This is a genomic window from Streptomyces carpinensis, from assembly GCF_002154505.1.
Classification (GTDB): Bacteria; Actinomycetota; Actinomycetes; order Streptomycetales; family Streptomycetaceae; genus Streptomyces; species Streptomyces carpinensis.
This window is the reverse complement of record NZ_MUBM01000491.1, coordinates 1-26,131: the sequence shown is the minus strand read 5'-3', so window position 1 is coordinate 26,131 and position 26,131 is coordinate 1. Positions and strand designations below refer to the sequence as shown.

The following is a 26,131-nucleotide window of genomic DNA, read 5'->3' as shown; positions in this document are numbered from 1 at the left end:
GCTGATGACCTTCACGAAGCCCACCGGGTCGCCCATTCCCTGAGCCTTGCCGTTGGCGGTGAAGGGGAACCTGGCCACGCGGACGTCGAAGCCGCGCTCGCGCGCCTGCCGCTCGGTCCAGCCGAAACTCGCGATCTGCGGCCGGCAGAACGTCGCACGCGGGATCATCACGTAGTCGAGTTCCATGGTCTCCGCCCCGGCGATGGTCTCCGCCGCCACGATGCCCATCGACTCGGCGGCGTGGGCCAGCATCAGCTTCGCCGTGACGTCACCGATCGCGAAGATGTGGGGCACGCTGGTGCGCAGCCGGCCGTCGACGTCGATCGCCCCGCGCTCGGTGAGGCGCACGCCGGTGTTCTCCAGGCCGTAACCGGTCACGTTGGGCTGGAACCCCAGGGCCTGCAGGACCTTGTCCGCCTCGAGGACCCGCCGCTGCCCGTCGCGCGACACGGTCACCCGGACCGTGTCGCCTTCCTCGGCGACGTCCTCCACCCGGGTGGAGGTGAGGACCTCGATGCCGAGCCGCCGGTAGCGCCGGGCCAGTTCCGCCGAGATCTCCTCGTCCTCGAGCGGGACCGGCCGGTCCGCGAACTCCACGATGGTGACCCGCACGCCGTAGTTGTGCAGCACATAGGCGAACTCGACACCGATCGCGCCGGCGCCCGCGATGACCATGCTCTGCGGCAGCTCCTCGGCGAGGATCTGCTCCTCGAAGGTGACCACCCGCTCGCTCAGCCGGGTCCCCGGCAGCAGTTTCGCGGTGGCGCCCGTGGCGATGACGCAATGGCCGAACGTCACCGTCTGCGTGGTCCCGTCCGTCCCCGTCACCCGCAGCGTGCGGTCGTCCACGAAGTGGCCGCGCCCGTCGATCCGGGTGATGCCGTTCTTCCTCATGAGGTAGCCGACGCCCTTGGCCCGGCCCTCTGCGACCCGTCGGCTGCGCCGGAACGCCTCGCCGTAGTCGAAGCGCACCGTGCCCTCGACCTCGATGCCGAAGGTCTTCGACTCCTGCGTGAAGATGTGCGCCAACTCGGCGTTGCGCAACAGCGCCTTGGCGGGGATGCAGCCCACGTTGAGGCACACCCCGCCCCAGTAGCGCTCCTCCACGACAGCGGTACGCATACCGAGCTGCGCCGCCCGGACGGCGGCCGTGTACCCGCCGGGACCGGCTCCCAGAACGACGACGTCGTAGTGCGCGCCCATGATCAGACCTCCCTCCGGGCCGGGACCGCCGACGGCCCGGACAGGACCGGCGGGGGCGGGAGGTGTGCGGGACGGGCCTGACCAGGCATGGTTCTGCTCCTCTTGAGGGACATGTGGCGCGCGGGCGAGGGCGGCACGGGGGACGTGCGGTCCCGCGGCCCGCGGCGAGCACGACTCCCCTCGGGCCGCGGGCTACAGCATGGACGTGCGGGTGCCGACCCGCATCGGTCATGTGACGCAGGGCCGCGGCACGGATGACGGCGTAGGTCCGCCGTCGGTCGCGGACCTCAACGGCCGGCACCCCGGGGGAAGTTGACTGTGCCCGAAATCCGCCAGGACAGGACTGCCCGGTCGGGCATTCCCGTCGCCCCGAAAGGCAGCTCGCGCCGGGGCGGAAACCCGGACGGTCAGGTCGGCGACAGGGCGGCCCACTGGCGGACCGGAGGAGCGAACCGCCAGGTGAGACCCGTTTGACAGAAGGAAAATGATCGACCAAATTGACCCTGTCGAAGCGGCCGCACCAACCGTGGGCGGCTCAGGGCGCGTCGTGGGGTGTGTGCCGTGACCGACGGCCGGATCACGTGCCGAGCCCAGTCCCCCAGGCGCGGCCGCCGGGAAATCCGGAGGGCGGCCGGAATCGTCGACGTACGCCCCGAACCGACCGCGCGGTCCGGAGGCACCCGTGCCGGGTTCGCTGCGGAAGCCCAGGGCCACGAGCCCCTCGCGTCCGTGGTGCCACGGCGAGTCTCGCAGCCGACGAAGTGGAGCGGTGCATGACCCGGTCCATCCCCGCCGCCCCACCCGGATCCCCCGAGGCGGGCACGACGACACGGCTGCCCGGCGATCCGGGGAACGGCGACGTCCGGTTCTCCGTACTGGGCCCCGTCCGGGTCTGGCGGTCCGGCAGCGAACTGCCGCTCGGCCCCAAGCAGCAGCGGCTCGTCCTCGCCGTTCTCCTGGCGCGTGCCGGACGCTCCGTGCCGATGCACGAGTTCATCGACCTGCTGTGGGACGGCGAGCCGCCGTCGAGCGCGGCCAACGCGGTGCACCGTTACGTGGGGTCGTTGCGCCGGCTGCTGGAGCCGGAGCTGCCCGCCAGGTCGCCCGGCCGGTGGCTGGCCCGGCAGGCCGGGGGGTATCTGCTGCGCGTCGACGAGGACTGCCTCGACCTGCTGAGCTTCCGGGGGCTGGTGGAACGCGCGCGGCGAACCGCGGCGGCCGGAGATCCCCCCGGGGCCGTCGAACTCTTCACCGCTGCCCTGGGACTGTGGCAAGGGCGGTGCGCGGCGGACCTGGAGCCTGCCGCCTCCCGTCATCCCGCGTTCGTCATGCTGGAGCACGAATTCGTCTCGGTCGTCTGTGAGGCGGCCGAGACGGCGATGCGGTGCGGTCGCGCCGCCGCCGCGCTGCTGCCGCTTCGGCAGGCCGCGGAGCGCAACCCCCTGGACGAGGCGTTGCTGGCGCGCCTGCTGCTGGTCCTCGCCTCGGACGGCAAACAGGCCGAGGCGATGTCCTTGTACGAGGAGGTCAGCCGCCGGTTGGCGGAGGAACTGGGGGTGGACCCCGGCGCGGAACTGCGAGCCGCGCACGAGCGCATACTGCGGCACCACCTGGACACCGGGAACGCCGAGGGGCGGACCCCGGACCCGCAGGCAACCGCCGGCGCCCGCGGTCCTGCGGTGCCGGCCGGTCCCCCCTCCTCCGGCACCTCGGCGGCCGGTACGGCACGGCCTGCTCAGTTGCCCCCCGACCTGTTCGGCTTCACGGGACGAAAGGAGGCTCTGGAGCAGGCCGCGGCCCTTGCCGCACGCGGTGGCGACGCCCTGCGCGTGCTCGCCGTCGACGGCATCCCCGGGATCGGGAAGACGGCTCTGGCCGTGCACTTCGCGCACCTGACCGCTGACGACTTCCCCGACGGCCAGCTCTACACGGACCTTCGGGGCTTCGCACCCGACGGCAAGCCGGCCGACCCCGCCGACGTCCTGCAGGGATTCCTCGACGCCCTCGGAGTCGCCGCGCAGCGGGTCCCGGCCGCCCTGGACACGCGGGCCGCGCTGTACCGCAGTGTGCTGGCCGGCCGACGCGTCCTCGTGGTCCTCGACAACGCCCGGGACCTCGCCCAGGTGAAACCCCTCCTGCCGGGTACGGCGGACTGCATGGTGATCGTGACCAGTCGCAGCCGCCTGACCGGACTGGCCGCGGCCCACGGAGCGCATCTGCTCACTCTCGACGTGCCGTCCTCGGCGGAGTCGACCCGGACCTTCCTGGAGCGCGTCAAGGTCAGTCGCCCGCACGCGCGGGCCCACGACGTCGTGCCCCTGGTGGAGCGCTGCGGCCGGCTGCCCCTGGCCGTCGCGATCGTCGCCGCCCGTGCCGCCGCCCACCCCGAGAGCACACTGGAGGAGATCGCCTCGGAGCTGGCCGACACCCGTACCAGCCTGGAAAGCTTCCGCGACGAGAACCTGGACAACGACGTCAGGAGCGTCTTCTCCTGGTCCTACCGCACGCTCGGCGAGCAGGCGGCACGCCTGTTCCCCCTGCTCGCCGTGCATCCCGGCCCGGAGGTCACCGCGGCCGCTCTGGCGAGCATGGCCGGTATCACGCTTCAGGAGGCGACCCAGGCCGTGGGCGAACTCGTCCGCGCCCGGCTGCTGACCGTACGGGGACGCGACCGCTACTGGGCCCACGACCTGGTGCTCGCGTACGCCGCCGAACTCGCCGCCCAGCAGGGGGCGGACCGCGGGGCCGTCGTGTCCCGCATGTACGACCACTACCGCCAGACCGCCCACGCCGGAAACCTGTTGCTGCGGCCCGGGCCCCAACCCGCCGCGCCGCCACCGCCGCTGCCGCTTGTGACCCCCGAGCCGCTGGCGGACACCACGGCGGCGTTCGCCTGGTTCACCCGGGAGCGGACCGTGCTGCGCTCGCTGGTGCGGACCGCCGCCGCGCGCGGGGACAGCCGCATGACGTGGGAGCTGGCGTGGGCCCTGCAGTTGTGCCAGCAACGACTGGGATGGTGGCACGACTGGACCACCACCATGCGGACGGCGCTGAAAGCGGCCCAGGAGGCCGACGACACCGAGGGCATGGCACGCGCCCACAACGGACTGGCCGGCGCACTGCACTACCTCGGCGACCGGTCCGGCGCACTGCACCAGCTGGAACAGGCCCTCACCCGCTTCGAAGAACTGGGGCTCCCCACCGACCTGGCGAACGTCCTGAAGAACCTCGGTCTCGTGTGTTCCGCCCAGGGCAATCACGTGCGCGCGAATCAGCACCTCGAGAGGGCCCTGCGCCTGCTGCGCACGAGCGGGCCGAGCCAGTTGAAGGCCACGACGTTGGCCCACGCCGGTATGACCCGGTGGCAGATGGGCGACCTGGCGGAATCCGTCCGGCTGACACGGTCGGCGGAAGCCATGTTCCACGAGATGGGTGACCTCAACAGCGAGGGGGTGACCCTGACCTGGCTCGGCCGTGTCTACCACTCCCAAGGTGAGCACTCCCGTTCGGCCTCGTACTACGAGCGCGGCATCGAACTGCTGCGGCTGGCCGGAAGCCGGGCCAACATGGCGGAGGATCTGGTCGCGCTCGGAGACGTGCGGCTGGACATGCGTGACGCGGCCGGGGCCCGTCGGGCCTGGGAGGAGGCGCTGCGGAGCGTGGACGATCCCGAACTGCCACCGGCCGTTCAGGCCAGGGAGCGGCTGTCGAAGCTGGACGGGACCGCGGCCGCGGCCGCGGCCGTGGTTGCCGGCCGGTTCCCCGGCGCCGGCCGGGTCCATGACGCGGGCCGTCGCACCGGCGGCGACCGCACGCATCACGCGCCGGCCCGCTGAGCGGATCCGGCACGACGGAACGCGAGCGCGCCGGGTCCCGGCCGGCCGACACGGGCCACGGGCACCGTCGAGGGTGATCTTCGGTGGTCTTCGGTGCTCCTCGGTGCGGCGGGTTCGCGATCCCGGGAAAGCGAGGCGCCTGGGCCTGGGGCGGCCCTACGGAGGCGGACCGGGCGATCCTCACGGGGCGTGGAGAGCCGGCCTCACGGGGCGTGGAGAGCCGGCGGCCACCGCACGGCCGCACGCCGACCCGGGGCGGACTCCCGATCGGACGCTTCCTCGGAAGCAGTCATCCGACCGTAGAGCACCGCGGGCCGGTCCGCGCAGGCTTCTTGCGCACGCCCCGGGTGGGCGTGCGCGACGGCGGGCGTCCAGCCGCCGTGGGTCGGCTGCGGAGGAGGCCAGGACGATGCCGGTGGGCGACACCTTGGAGCGCCGGACCCCACAGGGCCGCGCGCGGGCCGCGGGGACCCGCGGGGCGGTCGGCCCGGCCGGCAGCGGATCGGTGCTCCCCCGGCGAGAGGTGTTTCTCGCGCTGGCCCGGCGCAACTCGCCGGGCGTCGACGTGGTGCACCACCGTCCCGGCCGCGTGGCCGGTATCGAGGTCCGGCGCTTCGGCGACGTGGGCACTTCCACGGTGAGCGGGCCGGCGACCACGTTCCGCCGATCGGCCCGCCAGGCGCGTGCGGAACACGAGGCCGCGGTGGTGCTCAGCCTCCAGGAACGCGGCACCACACGGCTGGAACTCCCCGAGCGGACCGTGCGGTTGCGTGCCGGTGAACTCGTCCTGCACTGCACGTCCGACCCGGGCGTGCGGGCCCACGGCGAGGGCGCTGTGGTGCACTACGTCTACCTCCCCCTGCACCAGCTGCACCTCCCGCCCGCCGCGGTGCGGTCCGTGCTCGGAACGGTGCTCACCACGGACCAGGGCGTACCGGGCCTGGTCGCCGGCTTCTTCGGGCGGCTGCTCCGCTCCCCCGGCCTGACATCCCGTTTCGTCGCGGACACGCTGGCCGCTCCCGGGACCGAGCTGGTGCGCTCCCTGATCGTGTCGAACGCGCACCAGCCGGACAGCCCTGCCGGCCGGAACGCCGTAGCGGCGGCCCGGATCCTCGACTTCGTCCGGGCCCACCTCGACGACCCCGATCTGACGGCCGAGCGTGTCGCCCGGGAGCATCACGTCTCCGTCCGGCAGATGTACGCCGTGCTGTCCAGGTCGGGCGTCTCGCTGGGCAGGTGGATACGTGCCCAGCGGCTGGAGAGGTGCAGGCGGGAGCTGTCCCAGCCGGACTTCGACGACCTGCCCATCGCGGGCATCGCCCAGCGGTGGGGTTTCGTCAGCCCCGCGCACTTCAGCCGCGTGTTCAAGGAGCACTACGGCGTCAGCCCACGTGAGTGGCGGACCGCCGCGAAGCACAGGCGTCGCCCGGACATGCCGTAGCCGCGCGCATACCCGGGTACCGGGGCGCGGCGCTCGGGGCGGGTTGAGCGGCGCGGCCGTCCGCCATGTCGGAAGCGCCGCCTGGCGGGTGCTTCCGGGGATGTGCCGCCCGGCCCCGTGAGTGCCGCGTACCGAGCCGCCGCGCTCGCCGGGAAGGCCCGGCCGACGACCGCCCCCCGCCGACGTCACCGGCGAGCGCGGCGGCCGATGCCGTCCCAAGCCCGTATCCGCCCTGTTCACCAGGAGACGGCGTTACCTACGGCGGGCAAGGCCGATCAGCAGTCGGCGGCTTAAGTCGATAGACGGATTCGGCCCTACGCACCACCGCGTGATGCTGAGGGCGTCGCCGCCACGCGGAGCCGGCGATACCCCCGCAGCACCGGCACGGCCACTGCCACCGGCGCCGCGAAGGGTCCACGACCCAGTTCAGCCGGCGCCCCCGCACCGCCGCAGTCCGCTCCGAAAGGGAGTGTCATGCCGTTCATCACGGTTGGTCAGGAAAACTCCACCGACATCAGCCTGTACTACGAGGACCACGGCACCGGCCGGCCCGTCGTCCTCATCCACGGCTATCCGCTCGACGGCCGCTCCTGGGAGAAGCAGACAACGGCTCTGCTCGACGCCGGTTACCGCGTCATCGCCTACGACCGCCGCGGCTTCGGGCAGTCGAGCCGGCCCACCACCGGCTACGACTACGACACCTTCGCCGCCGACCTCAACACCGTCATGGAGACGCTGGACCTGCACGGCGCGGTACTGGTCGGCTTCTCCATGGGCACCGGCGAGGTCGCCCGCTACCTCTCCACCTACGGCTCCGCCCGAGTGGCCAAGGCAGCCTTCCTCGCCTCTCTGGAGCCCTTCCTGCTCAAGACGGACGACAACCCGGCCGGCGCCGGCACCTCCGACTTCTTCCAGGGTGTCTCCGACACCGCGAAGAAGGACCGGTTCGCCTACTTCACGTCGTTCTACAACGACTTCTACAACCTGTCGGAGAACCTCGGCACACGGATCAGCGAGGAGGCGGTCCGCAACAGCTGGAACGTCGCGGCGAGCGGTGGCGCCCACGCCGCCTGGGCGGCCCCCCTCACGTGGCCCACCGACTTCCGTGCCGACATCCCCAAGATCGACGTGCCGGCCCTCATCCTGCACGGCACCGCCGACAACATCCTGCCCATCGACTCCACCGGCCGCCCCTTCCACAAGGCCCTCCCCCAGGCGGAATACGTCGAGGTCGACGGCGCCCCGCACGGCCTGCTGTGGACGCACGCCGAGGAAGTCAACAACGCCCTGCTCGCCTTCCTCGCCAAGTAACGACCACTCCCGGACGTTCCGTTGCCCGGCCCCGCCCGCGTCCACCGGCCGGGCCGGGCGACGCGGGCCGGGGTATGCACACCTGACGGGCGCGCAGGCGCCCTCGGCCACGGGTGTGGCACAAGGCCCTTTCGTCGTCGCGTCGCTCACCCTGCCGGGGCACGCGAACGGCGGTGGCTCACAGCCACGGCGAGTCGAAGTCCACGTGTTCCGGCCCCAGGCCGTGCGCCTCCTCGGTGTAGAACCGCAGCCGTATTCCGTCGGGATCGGGCACGACCAGAAGGTGGCCCACCATCGCGACGATGACCGGGGAGCGGGTCACTCCCTGGGCGGAGAGGTGGCGGCCCCAGTCGTCGAGTGCCGCGCGGTCCCGCACCGTGAAGGTCAGCGGGTCGAAGCCGGCCAGACGTGCGGCGGCCGCCGGGTCGTGGCGCAGTTCGACCGGTACGTCCACCCCCGGCACGTCGAGGATGACGGCGAACAGCGTCCCGGCCCGCGTACGGTGGTCCAACTCCTCGAGACGACGCGCACCGAGCACGGAGGAGTACCAGGCGATGCTCCGCTCCAGATCCGAAACGGGGATCTTGACGTGGTGCAGCCCTTGAGTCAGCGGTCGGTCGGTCATACGAAACATTTCCTCGCGTCTGGTGCCGTCATGCAGACGGCATTTGGGCCGCGCGGTCCCGGAATCCGGATCGTGCTGGACGGGTAGGGCCGCAGGTGCAGCGGCCGTGCCCTCGCACCGCGCGGTGGAACACACCATGAACCAGCAGCACGGGCCCCACGCCCATTCCCTCGGCGGCGCGTTGAGCGACGTTCTTGACCGTTCGTGCGGCGGGATTGCCCCGGTGCGCGGGTTTCACCAGGGCCGAGCGGCACGGGAGGGACCGGCGACGGCCGCTCGCTCTCCCTGGCTTCGTCGGTGTGACGCGAGAACGGTGATGCCGAGTTCAGGCAAGCCGTGGTTCCGGACGCTGTGACCTCCGATCCCGATGAGGTCGCCTGGCATGGCTGGCTGACCGAGTCGGAGCTTCACTCCGCCCTGTCGGAGTGGCGCTTCACTCCCGACAGCCACGAAGCCTTCAGCCGGTATCTCGCGTTCCGGACCGCGCGGTCCTGACCTTTCTCTCCTCTTCGATCGGGCCCCTCAGCTCAAGGACTGTCGCGCTCGACTCGGGCACGGATGGTGGCGAGGCACCGACGATCACCGTCCGGGCAGCCGGACGACACAGCATGACGCGGCGAAGAGCACCGTACCGGAGCCGGTCAAGAACCTGGGCACAAAGATTCCACTACGACAGGCGAAGCTCACTACACACAGCCGACAAGGCGAACGCCGCGCTCGCTCCTCAGGCACAGGCGGCCGGCACGGCCGCCCACAGCCTCGATGCGCCCAGCACCGTTCACCCGCCGCGCCCGGCGCCTGCCCGGCATCGTGCCCAGGTCCCGGTCCGTACGGACGGCGACCCGAGCGCGCTGCCCGTCTTCCACCTACGGAGTTGCTCATGGCCACATATCGCGCCGTCGAGGTCGCCCCGGACGGCAGCCTCCGCCCCACCGAGCGGGAGCTGGCTCCGCCCGGCCCCGGGCAGGTACGCATCCGAGTGGAGGCCTGCGGCATCTGTCACAGCGACTCGATCGCCGTGCACCCGCACGACGAGCAGGAGACCGGCCGGGTTCCGGGCCACGAGGCCGTCGGTCGCATCGACGCGCTCGGTGAGGACGTCGATGCGTGGCAGGTGGGCGACAGGGTGGGCGTGGGTTTCCTCGGCGGGCACTGCGGGGTGTGCGAGAACTGCCGGCTCGGCGACTTCGTCGGGTGCACCGACCAGCCGCGCACCGGGGTCCAGGTCGACGGCGGCTACGCCGAGTACCTGTACGCCCGGCAGACAGGCCTGGTCGCGGTGCCGGAACAGGTGAGCGCCCTGCGGGTCGCGCCCCTGCTGTGCGCGGGCTTCACCGTGTACAACGCCCTGATCCGCGAGGTCCAGAAGCCGGACGGCCTGGTGGCCGGCGACCTGGTGGCCGTCCAGGGTATCGGCGGTCTGGGGCACCTGGCCGTGCAGTACGCGCGCGCTCTCGCGTTGCGGGTGACTGCGATCGCGCGCGGGTCCGACAAGGAAAAGCTGGCACTCGGGCTGGGGGCGCACGACTACGTGGACAGCAGGGCGTCGGACGCCGCGGAACGGCTGACCGAGCTCGGTGGTGCGCGCATGATTCTGGCGACGGCCTCCGCCGGGGATGTCACCCCGTTGCTCGACGGCCTGGCCCGTCGCGGCCGGCTGGTCCTGGTGGGTGTTTCCTCGGAGCCGGTGCGCATCCAGCCGCACCGGCTGATCTTCGACGGGGTGCAGGTCGCCGGGTCGCTGACCGGCATCCCCGCGCAGAACGAGCAGAACCTGGCCTTCGCGCTCGCTCAGGATGTCGCCCCGATGGTGGAGCAGACGTCCTTGCGAGACGCCCAGGCAGCCTACGACCGGATGATGCGCGGCGACGCGCGGTTCCGCATGGTCATCAACATCTGACGGATCGCCACAGCGCGCATCCTCACCACACGAACAGGAGTCATTCATGTCCTCTTATCTGGCCGATTCGGCCGAGACCCGTTACGTCGACGGACCGGAGGGAGAGCGCTTCGCCTACCGGCGCTTCGGACGGGCGGGCGGCCGGCCCCTGGTGATGCACATGCGGCTGCGCGGCACCATCGACCACTGGGACCCCGCCTTCCTGGACCTGCTGGCCGCCGAGCGCGAGGTCGTCATCTTCGACAACCGGGGCGTCAACTTCTCCACGGGCAACCCGCCCACCAGCATGGAGGACATGGTGGAGGGATCGCTCGCCTTCATCCGTGCGCTGGGTCTGGCGGACATCGACGTCCTGGGATGGTCCATGGGCGGGATCGTGGCCCAGGGTGTCGCCCTGGCGGCGCCGGACATCGTCCACCACCTGGTGGTGGCGGGCAGCTCCGCCGGCGGGGTGCCCGATCTGCCGGCCCCTCCGGCGCGTACCCAGCAGATCGTGAGCAAGCCGGTCAACGTGGACGAGGACTTCCTGAGCCTGTTCTTCCCCGAGACGGAGCAGGCCATCGCCGCCGGGCGCGCCTCCCTGCAGCGCCTGGAGAACCGGCTGCGGGATTCGAAGGCCGTGGTGGGCCCGGAGGCGGTGCGCGGCCAGCTGGGCGCCATCAGCTCCTTCAAGGGATTCTGGCATCGGCAGGAGGAGCTGACGCTGCCGGTCCTGGTGGCCAACGGCGCCCATGACGTGATGATTCACGCCTACGCCACCTACGCCATGTCGCAGAAGCTGCCCAACGCCAAGGCCATCATCTACAGCGACGCCGGGCACGGCTTCCTCTTCCAGCACCCCGAGGACTTCGTGCACGAGGTGAACCGGTTCCTGTCCGCCTGAGCCGTGTGCTGCCGCGCGGGGGAACACCGCCTCCCCGTTTCCCCGCGCGGTGCTGTCCCGGCCAGCATCTGCGCGACGAAACCGAACGGTCTCCTCAGGGGCCGACGCGGAGCTAGCCTCGCCGCATGACCCTCGAGGTGACGGGACTTCACGCCGGCTACGTCGAAACCGACATGACCGCGAACATCGACGCCCCGAAGTCCAGCCCCAAGGAGGTTGCCGCACTCGCCCTGGACGGCGTCGAGGCGGCACGTACGAAGTGCTGGCGGACGACCTGTCGCGCAGGGTCAAGCAGGGCCTGGCCGACGACATCGCCGCGCTGTACCCGCAGCTGGCAGCTGTGTGACGACGCCTGGAGCGGGGTCCCGAACAACAACCGCCGTGATCGTCGAGACCTGGCCCCCGCGCGGCACGACGACGGCAGCACCGGCACACGTGTACTCCCCGGGTCGGCACGCCGCTTTCCGGCTCCGTCACATCACCCGCCGCACACTGGCTGGCCGGCGGGCACCGGGCCGTCGTCCTCGGCGGGCGGCCCGGTAGCCAGGCCCCTCCTCCGACCAGCTCAGCTGCGGAGCAGGAGACACCACACCGCGCAGCGGCCGCCTACCGGCGGCGCTACGCGGGCGTCCGGCCGGCCTCGTCGAACGCCTTGAGGGCATCGCGCAGGGCCGCGCGCGACGTGATGCCCAGCTTGGGGAACACCCGGTACAGGTGTGCTCCCGCGGTGCGCGGCGAGATGTTCAGTTGCCGTCCGATCTCCTTGTTGGACAGTCCGCTCGCCGCCAGTTCGGCGATGCGGCGCTCCTGCGCGCTCATCGCCACTCCGCTTCTGCCGGTCTGCACTCCGACGCCCACACCCGCCGCGCGCAGTTCGTCGCGGGCGCGCTGTGCCCACCGCGGGGCTTTGAGCTGCTGCTCGAACAGCTCCAGCGCGGCACTCAACTGCACGCGTGCCGTGGTGTATTCACGGTGGCGGCGCAGCCACTCGCCGTACAGCAGACGGATGCGGGCGTATTCGTAGGTCCACAGCGAGGCATCCGGTAGGGCGAGCGCGGCTTCGTAGAGTGCACCCGCCTGTTCGTCGGGCGCGGCAACGGCGGCCGCCGCGGCGAGGATCACCTTCAGGTGGGGCGAGATGGCGTCGATGCGCGCCCGTTGGCCGGCCGCCACGTGCGCGCGGGCCTCGGCGGTCCTGCCGGTGCGCATCGCGGATTCCACCAGGTCCAGGTACACACGCTGGTAATGAGGGAAGTGGGAGGGGAGTTCTCCCGGCGGTGTCAGGGCGGTCGCCTGCGCATACGCTTCCTCGAAGTCTCCCCGGCCGATCGCGGCACGTGCCCGGGTCTCGTTCACGGCGCTCAGCAGCAGGTGCATGCGCCGCGGCTGGGCCCACGCGACGATGGTGTCGCAGTGCTCGCGCAGCGCCTCTTCGTCACCTCGGCCGGACGCGACCATGGCCAACCCGTAGGTGAAGATCAGATGGACGAGGTGGTAGTCGTGCTCGGTGGCGTCCGCGATGCCCTGGGAGGCGATCGCGACGGCCGTGTCCCAATCCCCCCGCATGTAGGCCTCATGGGTCCTCGCCACCACACCGAAGCGCAGGCTGTCGTACGCCGCGTGCCCGATCAGGTCCCGCCACACGCCGTCGTAGAAGGTGAAGCAGTCGAGGTACATGGCCGTGTAGATCAGCCAGTTGACCTGCCACAAGGTCGTCCGGGGTGACAGGCCGAGCGTGATCCGGTCCAGTCGCTCCCGCACGTCATGCGCGGTGCGCGCCGGATCGGCGACAGAGTCGAAGCACATGCGCGCGCTCTCGGACACCCGGTCCAGCATGCTGTACACCGGCGGCCACGCCTCCGGGCGCCCCGCCCACACCGCCGCGTTGAGCAGGACGTAGAAGGCGTCGTCGAACGCCTGCTGGTCCTCCGGTGAGGCACTCGCGGGCGCCGCCTCCATGAGGGGAAGCAGGATGCGGAACACCGCGTCCATGTCTCCCTCACGGTGGAACTGGACATAGGCGGCGGCTGCCGCGCCGCGCAGTGATTCCACTCCATGGGTGGCCAGTTCGTGTGCCGTCTCCAGCAGGCCGCCGACACCGGCGGCGAACGCGGCCTCGTCCAGGCGGCGGGCGCGCTCTGCGGCATCCTGGCTCAGCTCGGCCGCACGGCGGAACGCCGCGGCGGCCTCCGCAGCACCGCCGCGGGCCTGAGCCCGCTGTGCGGCGCGGGTTAGTTCCACCGCAACCGACTCGTCGGGTTCGTCGGCGGCGTGGGCCAGGTGCCAGGCGCGTCGCTCCGGCTCCGCTTTCATGACCGCCGCCAGGGCTTCGTGGGCTGCTCTGCGCCGGGTGGTCGGGGACATGTACACCACACAGGAGCGGGCCAGCGGGTGGCGGAAGGTGATCTGCTCGGCCAGGTGATCGATGCGGACAACCCCGGCCCGCTCGGCGGCCTCCAGCAGGCCCTCGTCCCAGACCTGGCCGGCCGTGACCGCGGCCGCGTGTATGTGCCGCAGGTTCCCTGGACGTTCTCCCTCGAGCGCCGTCAAGAGCAGGGCGAAACGAGCGGAGGAGCCCAGCTGCCGGATCCGATCGGCGAACACGCTCTCCAGCCGGCTGCTGAGCGGCAGGCTGACCGGCAGTCTCTCGTGTCCCTCCCGCTGGGCCTCAGTGAGCTGGCCGGGCAGTTCCACAAGGGCGAGTGGATTGCCCTCGGCCTCGTCCAGCAGCCGTCGCCGCGTCGATTCGGCCAGGCCCGGATGAGCGAAGTCCAGCAGGGTCAGCGCGTCCGCTGCCGGCAACGGCCCGATCTCCAGCACGGGCAGCCCCACGGGGTCGAGGAACCCGTTTCCGCCGCTGCGGGCGGCCAGGACGAAGGCTGCCCGGCAGCCCCTGAGCCTGCGGATGATGAAGGTCAGTACCTCAGCGCTGGAGCGGTCGATCCAGTGCACGTCATCGACCACCACTGCCAGCGGCTGCCGCTTTGCCGCGGTCTGCAGAAGTGCCAGGGCTGCCGCCGAAATGGCGAACCGGCCTGGCGCTGCGCCCTCCCGCAGGGACAGGACCTGTTCCAGGACACCGCTCTGGAACGCCGGTAGTGCGGTGAGGTCGTCCAGCAGCGGGTAGAGGAGCTGGTGCAGCGCGGAAAACGCAAGCTCCTGCTCGCTCTCGACTCCCACCACCTGCAGCACGTACAGTCCGCGTTCCTGCGCCCTTGCGGCCACGGCATCCAGGAGCACGCTCTTGCCGACCCCTGGATCGCCCTGCACGAGCAGTGCTCTTCCCTCGTTCTCCGCCTCGGTCAGCACGGCTTCAAGAGCCTGCAGCTCGGACGTACGGCCCACCAACGACAAGGTTCCTCCCGCGCCGGTGGGCTCCTGCCCGCACCGGCACCCTCATGATGGGGGGCCGTAGGCGCCCGAGGCATCCGTCAGTCGACTGGTCTTGGCCGATAAGGGGCGGTTTCGTTCAGAAACTGCAGCACGTCGCGGGCGAATTGCTCGTGATACTGGAACAGGAAACCGTGGCCCGCGTCAGGGTAGACGTGAAGGCGCGCATCGGGCAGCAGACCTGCGAGCAGGTGGAACAAGCGCGGCGGCACGACCCGGTCACGGTCGCCGCCCACGACGAAGGTCGCCTGAGTGATCGCCGAGAGCCTGTGCAACGCGCCGCGATCCGGAGTGCCCCACTCGACCATCGCTTCGTACTGCGCTTCTCTCGCTTCCCGGCCGACCGTCAGATCCCGGTCCTGCTCACGTTCGAGGTACCGTCCCAGGAACTCCAGTCCGCTGCGCTGGCCGGCCTCGGTGTGGGTGAAGAACGTGTACAGGTAGTCCTGGAGCCGCGGTTCGTCGCGGTCGGCCGGGGCGAAGATGTCGTCGGGCCAGCCATGGATACCGGAAGCGCCGCGCGGGGCGGTGGCCGCCAGCACCAGCCTCCGGACGGCGGAAGGACGCAGCAGGGCCAGTTCCTGCGCGGTGTAGCCACCCATGGAGAATCCCAGCACGTCCACCTGGGGTATCCCGATCGCCGCCAGGAAGGCGAGCGTGTCGCCGGCCGTGTCCGCGATGGTGCGCGACGCGCTGCCGGAGCTCATGCCGATCCCGGCGTTGTCCATGGTGATGACCTCGCGTTCGGCCGCGAGCGCGTCGACCAGCGCGGGATCCCAGTTGTCCAGGCTGCCGCGGTAGTGCTGCAACATCAACAAGGGCGGCCGCGCGCCGGAGGGACCACATCGCCGGTAGGCGTACCGCACGCCGTTGGGGGATGCGACGACGAGGTTCGGAGCGTTGGTGTACATGTCGATTCCTTGGCTGGGGACGTTCCTACGCCAAGCGGCTGGGGTCTTTCGTTCGGATCAGACGGATCAAGGGGCCGGGGGCGGGGTCGGACACCGTGACCGCAACGCGGAAGAGGGCACGGTGCCGGACGCCGCGACCCGGCATGATCCGAACGAGAGGCCTGGCGCTGGACTGCGTCCAGTGTGGGTCCGGCCTCCGGAACGGCCATCGGCCATTTGACCATGGGCGGGTCCCGATGGGGCCCTGGCACTGTGTCCCCGCGGGAAGGTGCTCGTGCCGCCTCACACAGGCGGGAGCAGGCTCCGGGTGAAGGCCGCCCAGTCCAGCAACTCCGTCTCGGTACCCGCGGGAACCAGGGTGTAGGTGTCGCAGAGCCACTTGCGGACGGTTTCCAGGTCGGCTGCGAATGTCGCTCTGCCCTGGGGTCTTTCCATCCTCAGATACAGCAGGGACCGGTCCCCTAGCCCCCGGGAGGGCCACACCTTGAAGTGGCCCTCCCCGCTGCGGTGCTCTGTGCCTGCGTTCAGCAGGTCCCGGCCGACCACCCAGGTGACCTGCACGTCCTCGGTGAGGAGGAGATCCAGACGTACCTCGTACGGGGCGTCGGAGCGGTAGCTGAGGCGGCAGACGACGATGTCGCATCCCGGTGGCCCGGGCAGCAGGTGCAAGGAGGTGAGGAGCGCGGTCGTCTCCCGCTCGCTTCCGTCGAAGCGGTCGCGTTCCTGTCGGCGGGCGGCCGTCGGTCGGCGTCGTCCCTGTGATCGCGCACGCCCACGCATGGCGTTGTGGTTTCTCGGTGCGCGCCACCGGCGCCCGGCCGGCCCGTCCGCCGGATTCACCGGGCACCCGCGGCAGGACGGGGAGAGGTCCTGTTCAGCGCCTCGCGGGCCAGGCGCCGTCTGATGACCCGCCGTTCCTGTTCACTGCGGCCGCCCCACACCCCCGCGTCCTCCTGATGGCTGAGGGCCCAGTCGAGGCACAGGCTCCTGACGGGGCACCGCTCGCAGACGGCCTTGGCCTCGGCGATCTGCCGCAGTGCCGGTCCCGCGTCGCCGACGGGGAAGAACAGCTCGGGATCCTCGGACCGGCACAGCGAGTACCGTTGCCAGGACGGCCGCGGCCATGCCTTCGGCCCGTGTTCGGCGAGGTTCTCTTGTCTGTGCGCGGTGGGTCTGCGGTCGCTCATATCGAAACTCCGTTGGCGACCGATGCCATGGGGCCCTGGGCGGTGGCCGGCTCGGAGAGGGACGGCCCCCTGAGTGACGGGTGATCACAGAGAGGGCACGACCGTGCCCGGCCGAGTGTTCTCATCAGTACCTCCGCGGGTTGTGCGTGAACTTCGCTGTGTGCTCATCACCTTCCTGAACCTCTCCCCGGATGCGCATCGGTCGGGTGACTGCCTCCGGGGCGACGGAGGACGGTGCATGTTTTGTCGGGGGATGAGTCAACGCACTGACGCCGGGGCTCGGACGCACGGCACGACAGCTGTCCGAGCACCGGCGTCAGTGACGGAACGCGCCGAGAGAAAGGCGCTGTTACGGCGTGGCGGGCTGCTCGGGGACCAGGAGGACGGCCACCCGGCTGGCGTGGGCGACAGCATCGCTCACCCGCGGGTTGAAGAGGGCGGCGATCGAGCTCCTGTGGTGGGGGCTGACGACGATCAGATCGGCCTTGAAGTCCTGTGCCTCCGCGGAAATGACGCCCGCCACTTCCTGGGTCAGCCCGTGCACCAGGTGTCCGTCGGCGTCCACTCCCAGTTCTCGGAGCCCGGCCAGCGACTCCTCGAGAATCGCCCTTCCCTCGTCCTCCTCCTCCAGTTCCAGTACGTTGCCGGCGGCCACCGTCGACGTCACCGCGTGGACCACGTGGACCCGGGCGTTCATCAGGCGCGCCATGTCGCCTGCCGTCGACAGGGCGGCCAGGCGGGCGTCACTGGGGTCGATCGCCACCAGTATGCGTTCGAACATGAAACGTGGTCCTCTCGTGGTCTGTGCGGGGGTGTGCCGCGTCGTGCGTCGGTGGAGGAGAAAGGCCGGCGGGTCTGTGCCCCTGCTTCGCGCGCGTGCGGCACCTGCCCCCTCGTCGGATCAACTGTGCGGTGCACCGTGTCCCTCGCCGAGGCCATGTCCGCGACGGTGCGGTCCGAGGCAAGTTCCGTGCACACGCCGCACATGTCGCGCGCGTCGCGGCGTCCGTGGGCCGGGGGTGCGGCTGTTGGGCCGGCGCCGTCTCGGCGGCGTCGCAGCGGTCCCGCCGCCCGAACGGGCCGCTCGGCATTTCCGTTTCCTCCGCCCCCCTGTTCTCCCCATCTGCCTGCCCGACCCGGCGCAGGTGTGGAACCCGTCTGGAATCTTCCGCTTCCTTTCTGGAATAAAACTGGAATGCGTCTGGACGGGGCAGACAACCCGACCCCTCCCAGCAGCGCACGTCCGCATTCCCATTCGGATGCGAAAGTCTTCCGTGGTAGCTTCCGAGTAATCCCATGCCGGGGATAGTCCGGCCGTCGCAGCGGTATCCGATGGACCTCGGACACACCGATCGGGCCGGGGTACCGGGGAGGAACAATGATACGAGGAGCCGCACAGGAAGAGCGCCTGGACGAAATATTCGAACGGGCCGAAGAAATCTCTTTCATGGAAGACAGCGTGTTTCCGGGAATCACCCGGGAAACGGGGGCGCTACTCCTTGCCGGAGAATCCGGATCGGGCAAGAGCGCACTGCTGAAAGCTGCGGCGGCGCAAGCCTCGCGACACGATTTCCGCGTGCTGCGCTGTGCGGGCAGCCGCGCTGAAAGAAACCTGGAATACGGTGCCCTTCATCAGCTCCTGAAACCCATTCTGGATCTTCTGCCCGCAGTGCCGGCTTCGCTGCGGTCGGCGTTGTGCGGAGCGTTCGGCGTCCGCCGCGCCGGGCAACAGTCCGCCACGGCGGAAACGGACGCGGGCCATGACCGCTTCCTCGTCGGACTGGCCTGTCTGAACCTGCTGCTGGCCGCGGCCCGCCGTCGACCGGTGATGGTCGTCGTCGACGATCTGCAGGAGCTGGACGCCTGTTCCCGGGACGCGCTGCTCTTCGTCGCGCGCCGCATCGCCGACGAGCCGATGGGAGTGCTGGCGGCGGCGCCCGGCGACAGCCGTGCCGCCGCGCGGTGAGCGGAGGTGGAGCGGCTGGTCGTCGGGCCGTTGTCGCACGACGCGGCCGAGTGCTTGCTGGACGCGCAGCCCGTGGTGCCCAGGGGCGTACGCGGGCGCACGTCCTTCGACTGGCGGCCGGCAATCCGCTGGCGCTGACGGAGTTGGCACGCCACACCGCGGTGTCGGGTTCCGCGGCGTGGCGGGGGGACATGGTGGTGCCTCTGCCGGAGCGGTTGGAGGAGATGTTCGCCGAGCGGCTCAGCGCGGTGCCGGAGGCGACCCGGAGGATGCTGCTCTTGGCGGCCGCGGCGGACGATCCGGACACGCGGGCGGTGGTACCGGCGGCGTCCGCGGCGGTTCCGGGCGCGGACGTCGAGGTGTGGGCGGCGGCGGAGAGCGCGGGGTTGGTGCGTCTCGACCACGGGCGGGTGGAGTTCCGTCATCCGCTGATGCGGTCCGCGGTGTACGGGGCCGCGTCCTTCCCGCAACGCCGTGAAGCCCATCTGCTCCTTGCACAGGAGTTGGAGCGGGCCCCGGACCGGCGGGCGTGGCATATGGCCGCCGCCGCACTGGGACCGGACGAGTCGATCGCGCGTGCGCTGGCGGAGACGGCGGGGCAGGCGGGCCGGCGAGGAGGGCACCGGGCGGGGGCCGCCGCGCTTGAGAAGGCGGCGCGGCTCAGCGAGCGGGAAGGAGCTCGGGCGCGCCGGTTGCTGGACGCGAGTGATCTCGCGATGCGGGCGGGCGAGCCGTGGTGGGCGACGTCGCTGGCGGCCGACGCGACGGAGGCGACGGACGACGACCGGATGCTGGCGGAAGCGGCTTTGCGGCGGGGGCAGGCGGCGGCGGTGACCGGCCGGCACCGGGCCGCGTTGTCCCACCTGCTGCCCCTGGCCGCATCCGGCTCCGGCTCGGCCGGTGGCCTGCCCGAGCCCGCCATGGCGGCACAGGCCCTCGCGCACCTCGCGGGGGTCGTTCACGACAGCGGTGACGATCTGGTCCGCCGGCGGGTTCTCGAACTGTTCACGGCACTCCCGGGCGAGGCGGGAGACATCCACCAGGAGGTGTGGACGCGGGCCTGCTGCGATCCCCACGGAGACCGCCGGAAGACGTTGGGCCTGCTGGACCGTGCCGTCAGCGGACCCGGCCTGGCGCCGGACGCCCTCATGCTGCTGGGCCGCGCGGCCTGGGTCCTGGACGAAACGGCGCTCGCGGTCCGGCTGCTGGGCGAGGCGGCCGAACGGCTGCGCGCGGTGACCCCGGACACCGACGCAACGCTGTCGCACGCGCTCGCGTGGGCGCAGTTCGACGCCGGTGCGTGGGAATCGGCGTGGGTGTCCGCCGAGGACGCGCGGCGGGCGGCCGCGGACAACGGGATGCGGACGGTCGCTTCCGGAGCGGGTGTCGTGGGGGCCATGGTGCTGGCGTCGCGAGGGGACGTGGGGGGTGCGCGCACGCTGATCGACCGGGCCCTGCACAGGGTGGACCTGTCGGAGAGCCGGGCGCTGGGAGCGCGTACGGCGCTGGTGCGCGCGGCGGTTGCGGCCGCGGAGGGGGATCACGCGCTGGAGTACGAGTCGTTGCGGGGGCTGTTCACGGCGGGCCCGGATCCTCGGCCGGTGCACTACCACTGTTCCCTGTACGGGGTCGGGGACCTGGCGGCCGCGGCGGTACGGGTGGGGCGCCGGAAGGAGGCGGCCGCGGTGGTGGACGCCGTGGAGCGCCGGGTGGGGGCACAAGCGTCCGCGCGTGTGCGGCTGATGGTGGGGCGGGCACGGGCGTTGCTGTGCGACGGTGACCGGGCGGAGATGTTGTTCCGCGCGGTGAGCGACGATCCGGCGGCGGAGTCGTGGCCGTTCGAACGGGCCGTAGTGTACTTGGAGTTCGGCGAGTGGCTGCGGCGCAGGCGCCGGATGGGAGAGGCGCGGAGCGCACTGGCACGGGCCCTGACGGTGTTCGAGCGGCTGGGAGCGCGGCCGTGGATGGACCGGACGGTGGGAGAGCTGCGAGCGTGCGGGGTGGCCGTGCGAGGCGCGGAGGCTCCCGTGGCGGCGGACCGTCTGACCCCGCAGCAGTTGCAGATCACCCGCCTGGCGGCCCAGGGCCTGACCAACCGGCAGATCGGAGAGCGCCTGCTGCTGTCCGCTCCTACGGTCGGATTCCATCTGTACCAGGTGTTCCCGAAGCTGGGGGTCAGCAGCCGGGTTCAGCTCCGCGACGCTCTCGGGGCGGCGGACATCGGACGGGAGGGCGGCCCGGAAGCCGTGTCGCGCGACCGGTCCCTTCCGACGGCGGGCGCGGGCCACCGGTGAGCCGTGGGCGGGCCCGTAAGCCATATGCGTGGCCGGGCCCGTAAGCCATATGCGTGCCCGGGCCCGCGCAACACGTAAGTCGAACAACTGATCGTCGGCGGGAGCACGCGCAGAAAGATGTGCGTACAGGCCCCGCGCCCCCGCCGTCCCCGCGTCGGGTGGCACGGCGTCACCCCAGTTGTCAGGTCCGCGGCGTCCTAGGTGACGGACGGACCCGCCCGGAGAGGAACCATGTCGACATGACCGTCATCACGAGCCCGCTCGCCGAGGAGAACCGCCGCGTCACCGGAGCGGCACTGCAGGGCGCTCTGGTGGATCTGCTGGACCTGTCCCTGCTGGCCAAGCAGGCTCACTGGAACGTCTACGGCCAGCGCTTCCGTGCCGTCCACCAGCAGCTCGACGAAGTGGTGACCGCTGCCCGGGACTATGCCGACCAGGTGGCCGAGCGGGCAGCGGCGCTCGGTATCGGTCCGGACGGCCGAGCCGCCACGGTCGCCGAGAACAGCGGCCTGCCTGCCTTCGATGCCGGCTGGATCGCCGACGGCGCGGTCGTCGAGGCGCTCGTCGCCGTGTTCTCCACGCTCATCGGGCGGATGCGCGCCCGCATCGAGGAGACCGGGCGGTCGGACGCGGTGACCCAGGATCTTTTCATCTCGCTGACGGCCGAGCTGGAGAAGCAGAGCTGGATGTTCCAGGCGGAGAACTGCCGCTGACGCACGAGAGCCCCACGCCAACGGTGCGGGTGTCCCACGCCGGGACGGAACACCGCGGGCCTTACACGCCACACGGTGACGCTCGACGGCTCGCGAGCGGTGAACGAAGAGGAATGACATGGAAACCGATCAGCGCATCCTGCACCGGATCACGGAGATGGCGGACGAGGAACGCAGGCTCCGCGGCGCTCTGGCGGCGAGCGGGACGGAGCGGCAGGACGAGCGGGAAAGACTCGAAGCCCTGGAGCGGGCGCTGGACCAGTGCTGGGACCTGCTGCGGCAGCGGAGGGCCCGGGCGGAGTTCGGGCAGGACCCCGACGAGGCGCGGGTACGGCCGCAGTCCCAGGTGGAGAAGTACCGGTCCTGACAGGACCGCAGCACGTGCGACACCGGGGCGAGCGGCAATCCGCTGCGTGCCCCCGCAGCCCGACGGCCCCGCGATACGCGGGGCCGTCGGGCTCTTCTGCTTCCGCCGGGCTTCTCTTCAGGACCGGTGGACCGTCCGCCAGGAAGTCAGCGGCTCGGGCGACCCAAGGTCCGGGGCGCCGGAGACGCCGGCGGCAGACGCGTCCCGCGGGCGCGCCGCCTCCCCAAAAGGGCGGCAGCGCGCCTTTTCTCAGTCCACCCAGGAGGCGAAGAGGGCGTTCAGCCCCTCTGCCATGGTCGGGTGGGCGATGATCCCGTCCCGCAGACGGGTGAAGGGCATCTGGGCCCACATGGCCGTCTGCAGCACCGACAGCACCTCCGCCGACTCGGGGCCGAGCAGGGCCGCACCGAGGATCTGCTCGCTGTCCCGGTCCACCACTGCCTTCCACAAGCCCCTTGTCTCGCGCAGCGTGCGGGCCCGCGGAATGGCCTTGACGGGCAGCTTCGCGACCCTGATGGCACGGCCCGTGGCGCGGGCCTGCTCCTCGGTGAGACCGACCCGGGCGAGTTCGGGGTCGGTGAACAGGTTCCAGGGAATCAGCCGACCGGCCGTGCTGCGCGTACCGCCGTCGATGTTGGCCTTGACAATGCGATAGTCGTCCAGTGACACATGGGTGAACTGAGGGCTGCCGGCCACGTCACCCACCGCCCAGGTGTGCGGGGCGTCGGTCGCCAGCCTGTCGTCGACACGGACGAACCCGCGTTCGTCGGTCCGCACGCCCGCCGCTTCCAGATCGAGGCCGTCGGTGACCGGTTCCCGGCCGGTCGCGGCCAGGACGTCGTCGGCGGTGACCACAGAGCCGTCCTCCAGCAGGACCCGCACCGTGCCACGCTCGCTGACGACTTCCTTCACCGTCGTGTTCGTGATCAGCGCGACACCGTCCTGCTGGAGGTACTCCGTCAGAGCCAGCGCGATGTCCGCGTCCTCCCGCGGCAGCAGGCGGGGGCCGCGCTCCAGAACCGTCACCCGGCTGCCGAAGGCAGCGAACATGTGGGCGAACTCCAGGCCGACGTAGCCACCGCCGAGGACCACGAGCCGTTCCGGGATACGGCGCAGGTCCATGATGCTCTCACTGGTCAGCGGCTGAGCCTCGGCCAGTCCGGGGACGGCGGCGATGTGCGGCCGCGTCCCGGTGTTGATCACGACATCCGCGCCGCGCACCACCCGACGGCCGCCGTCATGCAGATCGATCTCGACGGTCCGCTCCGCGACGAAGCGCGCGGTGCCCAGGACGAAGTCCATACCGCTTTCCAGGAACTGCCGGTGGTTCAGCTCGACCATGCCGGAGACGACGTCCTCCTTGTGGGAGCGCAGCAGACCCAGGTCCACCTCGGCGGTCCCCAGCCGCAGTCCGAGCGACTCGGCGCGGCCGGCACTGCGGGCCAGACGGGCGCTGGTCACCAGTGACTTGGTGGGGATACAGGCCACGTTGATGCACGTGCCGCCGATCATGCCGCGCTCGACCATCACCACCCTGCGGCCGGCCCGCGCGGTGTCCATGGCGAGGGTCTTGCCGGCTTTGCCGCCGCCCACCACCAACAGGTCCACATCCTCCACCACGTGATCCGTGACAACCATGATCCTTCAGTCCTCCTGGGCAGTGACAGCCGACAACGGGCACCGGCCGCACTTGGCAGCCGATCCCGGCCCCAAGGATCACCGCCGTCACAGGTGGGCCGCATCTGTCGAATGACTCGCCGGCGGCCCACGTACGCGCAGGGCCCGCCCGGTGACGGCCGTGTGCGGACGCCGGCCACCAGCGGCAGGGGATGCGGGGCCCGCTCGGCCGGCTGTGCCCCCACCGGTCCCGCGACGGATGTCCGCAGCCCTTGACAAGTGACCTCGCCTGCCTGCCGGAACGTTGGGTCATCCGACTGATGCGGGAGATCACGGGGCGGAACTACCTTTCCGGTACCGGACGAGGCGACTGCGCCCTGTGCCGGTCATCGTCACAGTGGCACGCGTGCCGGTCCGGCAAGTGCCCGGGCGCGGCAGCCAGGCGGTCCGGTGAACCGGCGGAAGCGCCACAGCTGTGCCCATGATCGACTGGAGAGCACCATGACCGCGTCCCGCCCGACCGCACCAGAGACACTCGGCAGGCGTCGCCGCGGCGCGGCACGTGCGGTCACCCCGCAGGCCGGCGGCCCCGGCGCCGAGGTGTCTCCCCGGCAACGGGTGCGGAGCGCCTCGGTACCCGCGCCCGCGGGGCGGCCCGTCGGCGACGAACTCCCTGCCGTCGACGCCCCGCGCTTCTCGCTGCTGGGGTCGGTACGGGCCTGGCGCGCCGGCAGAGAGCTCGCGTTGGGCCCCCGGCAGCAACGACTGGTGCTGGCCGCCCTGCTGGCGGGTGCGGGGCGGCCCGTTCCGTTGACGGAACTCGTCGATCTCCTGTGGGACGGCGAGCCACCGGCCAGCGGGATGAACGCGGTCCACCGGTACGTCGGTTCACTGCGCCGCGTCCTCGAACCGGGTCTGCCGGCCAGGTCACCGGGCCGCTGGCTGGTCCGGCAGGCGGGTGGCTATCTTCTGCGGGTCGACACGGACCGGCTGGATCTGCTGTCGTTCCGCGACCTCGTCGGGCGGGCCCGTGCCCGGTCCGCGGACGGTGACCTACCGGGGGCGGTCGATCTGTACCTCGAGGCACTGGACCTGTGGCAGGGCCACTGTGCGGAGGGCCTCGGCGCTCTCGCCCGGGTGCACCCGGCGTTCGTCCTGGTGGAACACGAGTACGCCCCGGTGGTGTGCGAGGCGGCGGCCGCGGCGCTGCACTGCGGACGCGCCGGCTCCGTCCTGCTGCACGTACGCCGGGCCGCCGACCGGTCCCCGCTGGACGAAGCCCTGCAGGCATCCCTGCTGCTGGTCCTGGCGGCGGAAGGCAAACAGGCCGAGGCCATCATGCTGTACCACGGCATCCGGGCCCGGCTGCTGGAAGAACTGGGCATCGAGCCGGGCGCGGAACTGCGCACCGCGCACGAGCGCGTCCTGCGAGGGATGCCGACGGGGTCCGCGGCGCCCGCGCGACACCGTGCGACCCCGGTGCCCGACCCGCCCGAAGCGCCCGGCCTCCTCCCGGGAGTGCCCTCGGACCCGTCCTCACCATCCGCGGATCCCTGGATCGGACCGGCCCAACTGCCGCCGGATATCCCGTGTTTCACCGGTCGCGAGCGAGCCATGGAACAGGCGCTGGAGGTCGCGCACCACACCGGTGGCGGCCTGCGCGTCCTGGCGGTCGACGGCATTCCCGGCGTGGGCAAGACCGCCCTGGCCGTCCACTTCGCCCACCATGTCGCCGGGGACTTCTCCGACGGCCAGCTCTACGCGGACCTGGGCGGCTTCGCGTCCGACGGGAAACCCGCACACCCCGGGGACGTGCTGCAGGGGTTCCTGGAGGCCCTGGGAGTGGACCGGCATCGGGTTCCGGTGTCATTGGAGGCCCGGTCGGCTCTCTTCCGCAGCGTCCTTGCCCAACGCCGTGTGCTCGTGGTGCTGGACAACGCGCTCGACGCGGACCAGGTGAGACCGCTGCTGCCCGGGACACGGCAGTGCATGGTGGTGGTGACCAGCCGGGCCCGGCTCATCGGCCTCGCGGCCGCGCACGGAGCACAACTGCTGGGTCTGGACGTCCTCTCGGTGGACGAGGCGACGTCCTGCTTCCTGGAACGGGTCGGCCCGGCGCGAGCCGGCACCGACACCGACGCCGACGCCGTCGAGGAGATCGTGAGACGCTGCGGCCGGCTCCCCCTCGCCCTGGCCGTCGTGGCCGCCCGCGCCGCGAGCCGCCCCGGGCAGCCGCTGAGCAGCCTGGCCGCGGAACTGGCCGCCGCGCAAGGCGGCCTGCGGGGATTCGACGACGACGACCGGGCCAACGACCTGCGCGGTGTCTTCTCCTGGTCCTACCGGCCCCTGAGCGCCGAAGCCAAGCGTGTGTTCCGCCTGCTGCCGTCGCATCGGGCGCCCGACGTCAGCATGGCTGCGCTGGCAACCGCGGCCGGTATCCCGCACCGGGCGGCGGAGAAGGTCATCGGCGAACTGGTGCGCGCCCGC

The 26,131-nt window shown here is 71.5% G+C and carries 17 protein-coding genes and 2 pseudogenes; 11 read left to right on the top strand and 8 right to left on the bottom strand.

The window, feature by feature from the left end:
• A partial coding sequence (gene lpdA / locus BZY54_RS44495; RefSeq protein WP_086731053.1) for a dihydrolipoyl dehydrogenase occupies positions 1 to 1,203 on the bottom strand: 1,203 nt, incomplete at its 3' end.
• 773 nt (positions 1,204 to 1,976) lie between these two features.
• Here lpdA and BZY54_RS44490 point away from each other — a divergent pair.
• The 3 genes from BZY54_RS44490 to BZY54_RS44480 all read left to right on the top strand — a co-directional run bounded on the left by BZY54_RS44490 (position 1,977) and on the right by BZY54_RS44480 (position 7,791).
• Positions 1,977 to 5,039: an AfsR/SARP family transcriptional regulator gene (locus BZY54_RS44490; protein WP_086731052.1), complete on the top strand. Its 3,063-nt coding sequence runs from the start codon at positions 1,977 to 1,979 to the stop codon at positions 5,037 to 5,039.
• Positions 5,040 to 5,448: 409 nt separating this feature from the next.
• Positions 5,449 to 6,480, top strand: a complete 1,032-nt coding sequence (locus tag BZY54_RS44485) for a helix-turn-helix domain-containing protein (RefSeq protein WP_086731051.1) — start codon at positions 5,449 to 5,451, stop codon at positions 6,478 to 6,480.
• Between the two features lie 474 nt (positions 6,481 to 6,954).
• Complete coding sequence (locus tag BZY54_RS44480; protein WP_086731050.1) at positions 6,955 to 7,791, top strand: alpha/beta fold hydrolase; 837 nt, start codon at positions 6,955 to 6,957, stop codon at positions 7,789 to 7,791.
• Between the two features lie 178 nt (positions 7,792 to 7,969).
• Here the strand turns inward: BZY54_RS44480 and BZY54_RS44475 are convergent, their stop codons facing one another.
• The gene (locus tag BZY54_RS44475) at positions 7,970 to 8,416 is read right to left on the bottom strand and encodes a VOC family protein (protein ID WP_086731049.1); all 447 of its coding nucleotides are present in this window, start codon (positions 8,414 to 8,416) and stop codon (positions 7,970 to 7,972) included.
• Between the two features lie 880 nt (positions 8,417 to 9,296).
• Between BZY54_RS44475 and BZY54_RS44465 the strand changes: the two genes are divergently transcribed.
• The 3 genes and pseudogenes from BZY54_RS44465 to BZY54_RS54165 all read left to right on the top strand — a co-directional run.
• A complete protein-coding gene (locus BZY54_RS44465; protein ID WP_086731048.1) occupies positions 9,297 to 10,316 on the top strand; it encodes an alcohol dehydrogenase catalytic domain-containing protein in 1,020 nt (339 codons plus the stop codon).
• A gap of 46 nt (positions 10,317 to 10,362) precedes the next feature.
• Positions 10,363 to 11,199, top strand: a complete 837-nt coding sequence (locus BZY54_RS44460) for an alpha/beta fold hydrolase (RefSeq protein ID WP_086731047.1) — start codon at positions 10,363 to 10,365, stop codon at positions 11,197 to 11,199.
• Between the two features lie 131 nt (positions 11,200 to 11,330).
• Positions 11,331 to 11,545: pseudogene (locus BZY54_RS54165) on the top strand (short-chain dehydrogenase); the annotation flags it as partial.
• 272 nt (positions 11,546 to 11,817) lie between these two features.
• Here BZY54_RS54165 and BZY54_RS44450 read toward each other — a convergent pair.
• From BZY54_RS44450 to BZY54_RS44430, 5 genes and pseudogenes are all read right to left on the bottom strand, one after another.
• Positions 11,818 to 14,544: an AAA family ATPase gene (locus tag BZY54_RS44450; protein WP_244217634.1), complete on the bottom strand. Its 2,727-nt coding sequence runs from the start codon at positions 14,542 to 14,544 to the stop codon at positions 11,818 to 11,820.
• Between the two features lie 86 nt (positions 14,545 to 14,630).
• Positions 14,631 to 15,500: an alpha/beta fold hydrolase gene (locus BZY54_RS44445; RefSeq protein WP_086731045.1), complete on the bottom strand. Its 870-nt coding sequence runs from the start codon at positions 15,498 to 15,500 to the stop codon at positions 14,631 to 14,633.
• Between the two features lie 282 nt (positions 15,501 to 15,782).
• Positions 15,783 to 16,280, bottom strand: coding sequence for an SsgA family sporulation/cell division regulator (locus BZY54_RS44440; protein ID WP_086731044.1), 498 nt, complete (start codon positions 16,278 to 16,280; stop codon positions 15,783 to 15,785).
• A 56-nt stretch (positions 16,281 to 16,336) separates the two neighbouring features.
• Positions 16,337 to 16,609: pseudogene (locus BZY54_RS44435) on the bottom strand (WhiB family transcriptional regulator); the annotation flags it as partial.
• A 427-nt stretch (positions 16,610 to 17,036) separates the two neighbouring features.
• Positions 17,037 to 17,468: a universal stress protein gene (locus BZY54_RS44430; RefSeq protein ID WP_086731042.1), complete on the bottom strand. Its 432-nt coding sequence runs from the start codon at positions 17,466 to 17,468 to the stop codon at positions 17,037 to 17,039.
• A gap of 597 nt (positions 17,469 to 18,065) precedes the next feature.
• Between BZY54_RS44430 and BZY54_RS54160 the strand changes: the two genes are divergently transcribed.
• The 4 genes from BZY54_RS54160 to BZY54_RS44415 all read left to right on the top strand — a co-directional run bounded on the left by BZY54_RS54160 (position 18,066) and on the right by BZY54_RS44415 (position 22,027).
• On the top strand, positions 18,066 to 18,653 hold the full coding sequence (locus BZY54_RS54160) for an ATP-binding protein (protein WP_244217633.1): 588 nt from the start codon (positions 18,066 to 18,068) through the stop codon (positions 18,651 to 18,653).
• A gap of 191 nt (positions 18,654 to 18,844) precedes the next feature.
• Positions 18,845 to 20,947, top strand: coding sequence for a helix-turn-helix transcriptional regulator (locus BZY54_RS44425; protein WP_244217632.1), 2,103 nt, complete (start codon positions 18,845 to 18,847; stop codon positions 20,945 to 20,947).
• Positions 20,948 to 21,186: 239 nt separating this feature from the next.
• Complete coding sequence (locus BZY54_RS44420; protein ID WP_086731041.1) at positions 21,187 to 21,660, top strand: Dps family protein; 474 nt, start codon at positions 21,187 to 21,189, stop codon at positions 21,658 to 21,660.
• A gap of 118 nt (positions 21,661 to 21,778) precedes the next feature.
• Positions 21,779 to 22,027, top strand: a complete 249-nt coding sequence (locus BZY54_RS44415; protein ID WP_086731040.1) for a DUF2630 family protein — start codon at positions 21,779 to 21,781, stop codon at positions 22,025 to 22,027.
• Between the two features lie 249 nt (positions 22,028 to 22,276).
• On the opposite strand, the gene BZY54_RS44410 is transcribed toward BZY54_RS44415, so the two are convergent.
• The gene (locus BZY54_RS44410) at positions 22,277 to 23,665 is read right to left on the bottom strand and encodes a dihydrolipoyl dehydrogenase family protein (RefSeq protein WP_086731039.1); all 1,389 of its coding nucleotides are present in this window, start codon (positions 23,663 to 23,665) and stop codon (positions 22,277 to 22,279) included.
• Between the two features lie 480 nt (positions 23,666 to 24,145).
• Between BZY54_RS44410 and BZY54_RS44405 the strand changes: the two genes are divergently transcribed.
• On the top strand, positions 24,146 to 26,131 hold a 1,986-nt coding region (locus BZY54_RS44405; RefSeq protein ID WP_086731038.1), incomplete at its 3' end, for an AfsR/SARP family transcriptional regulator.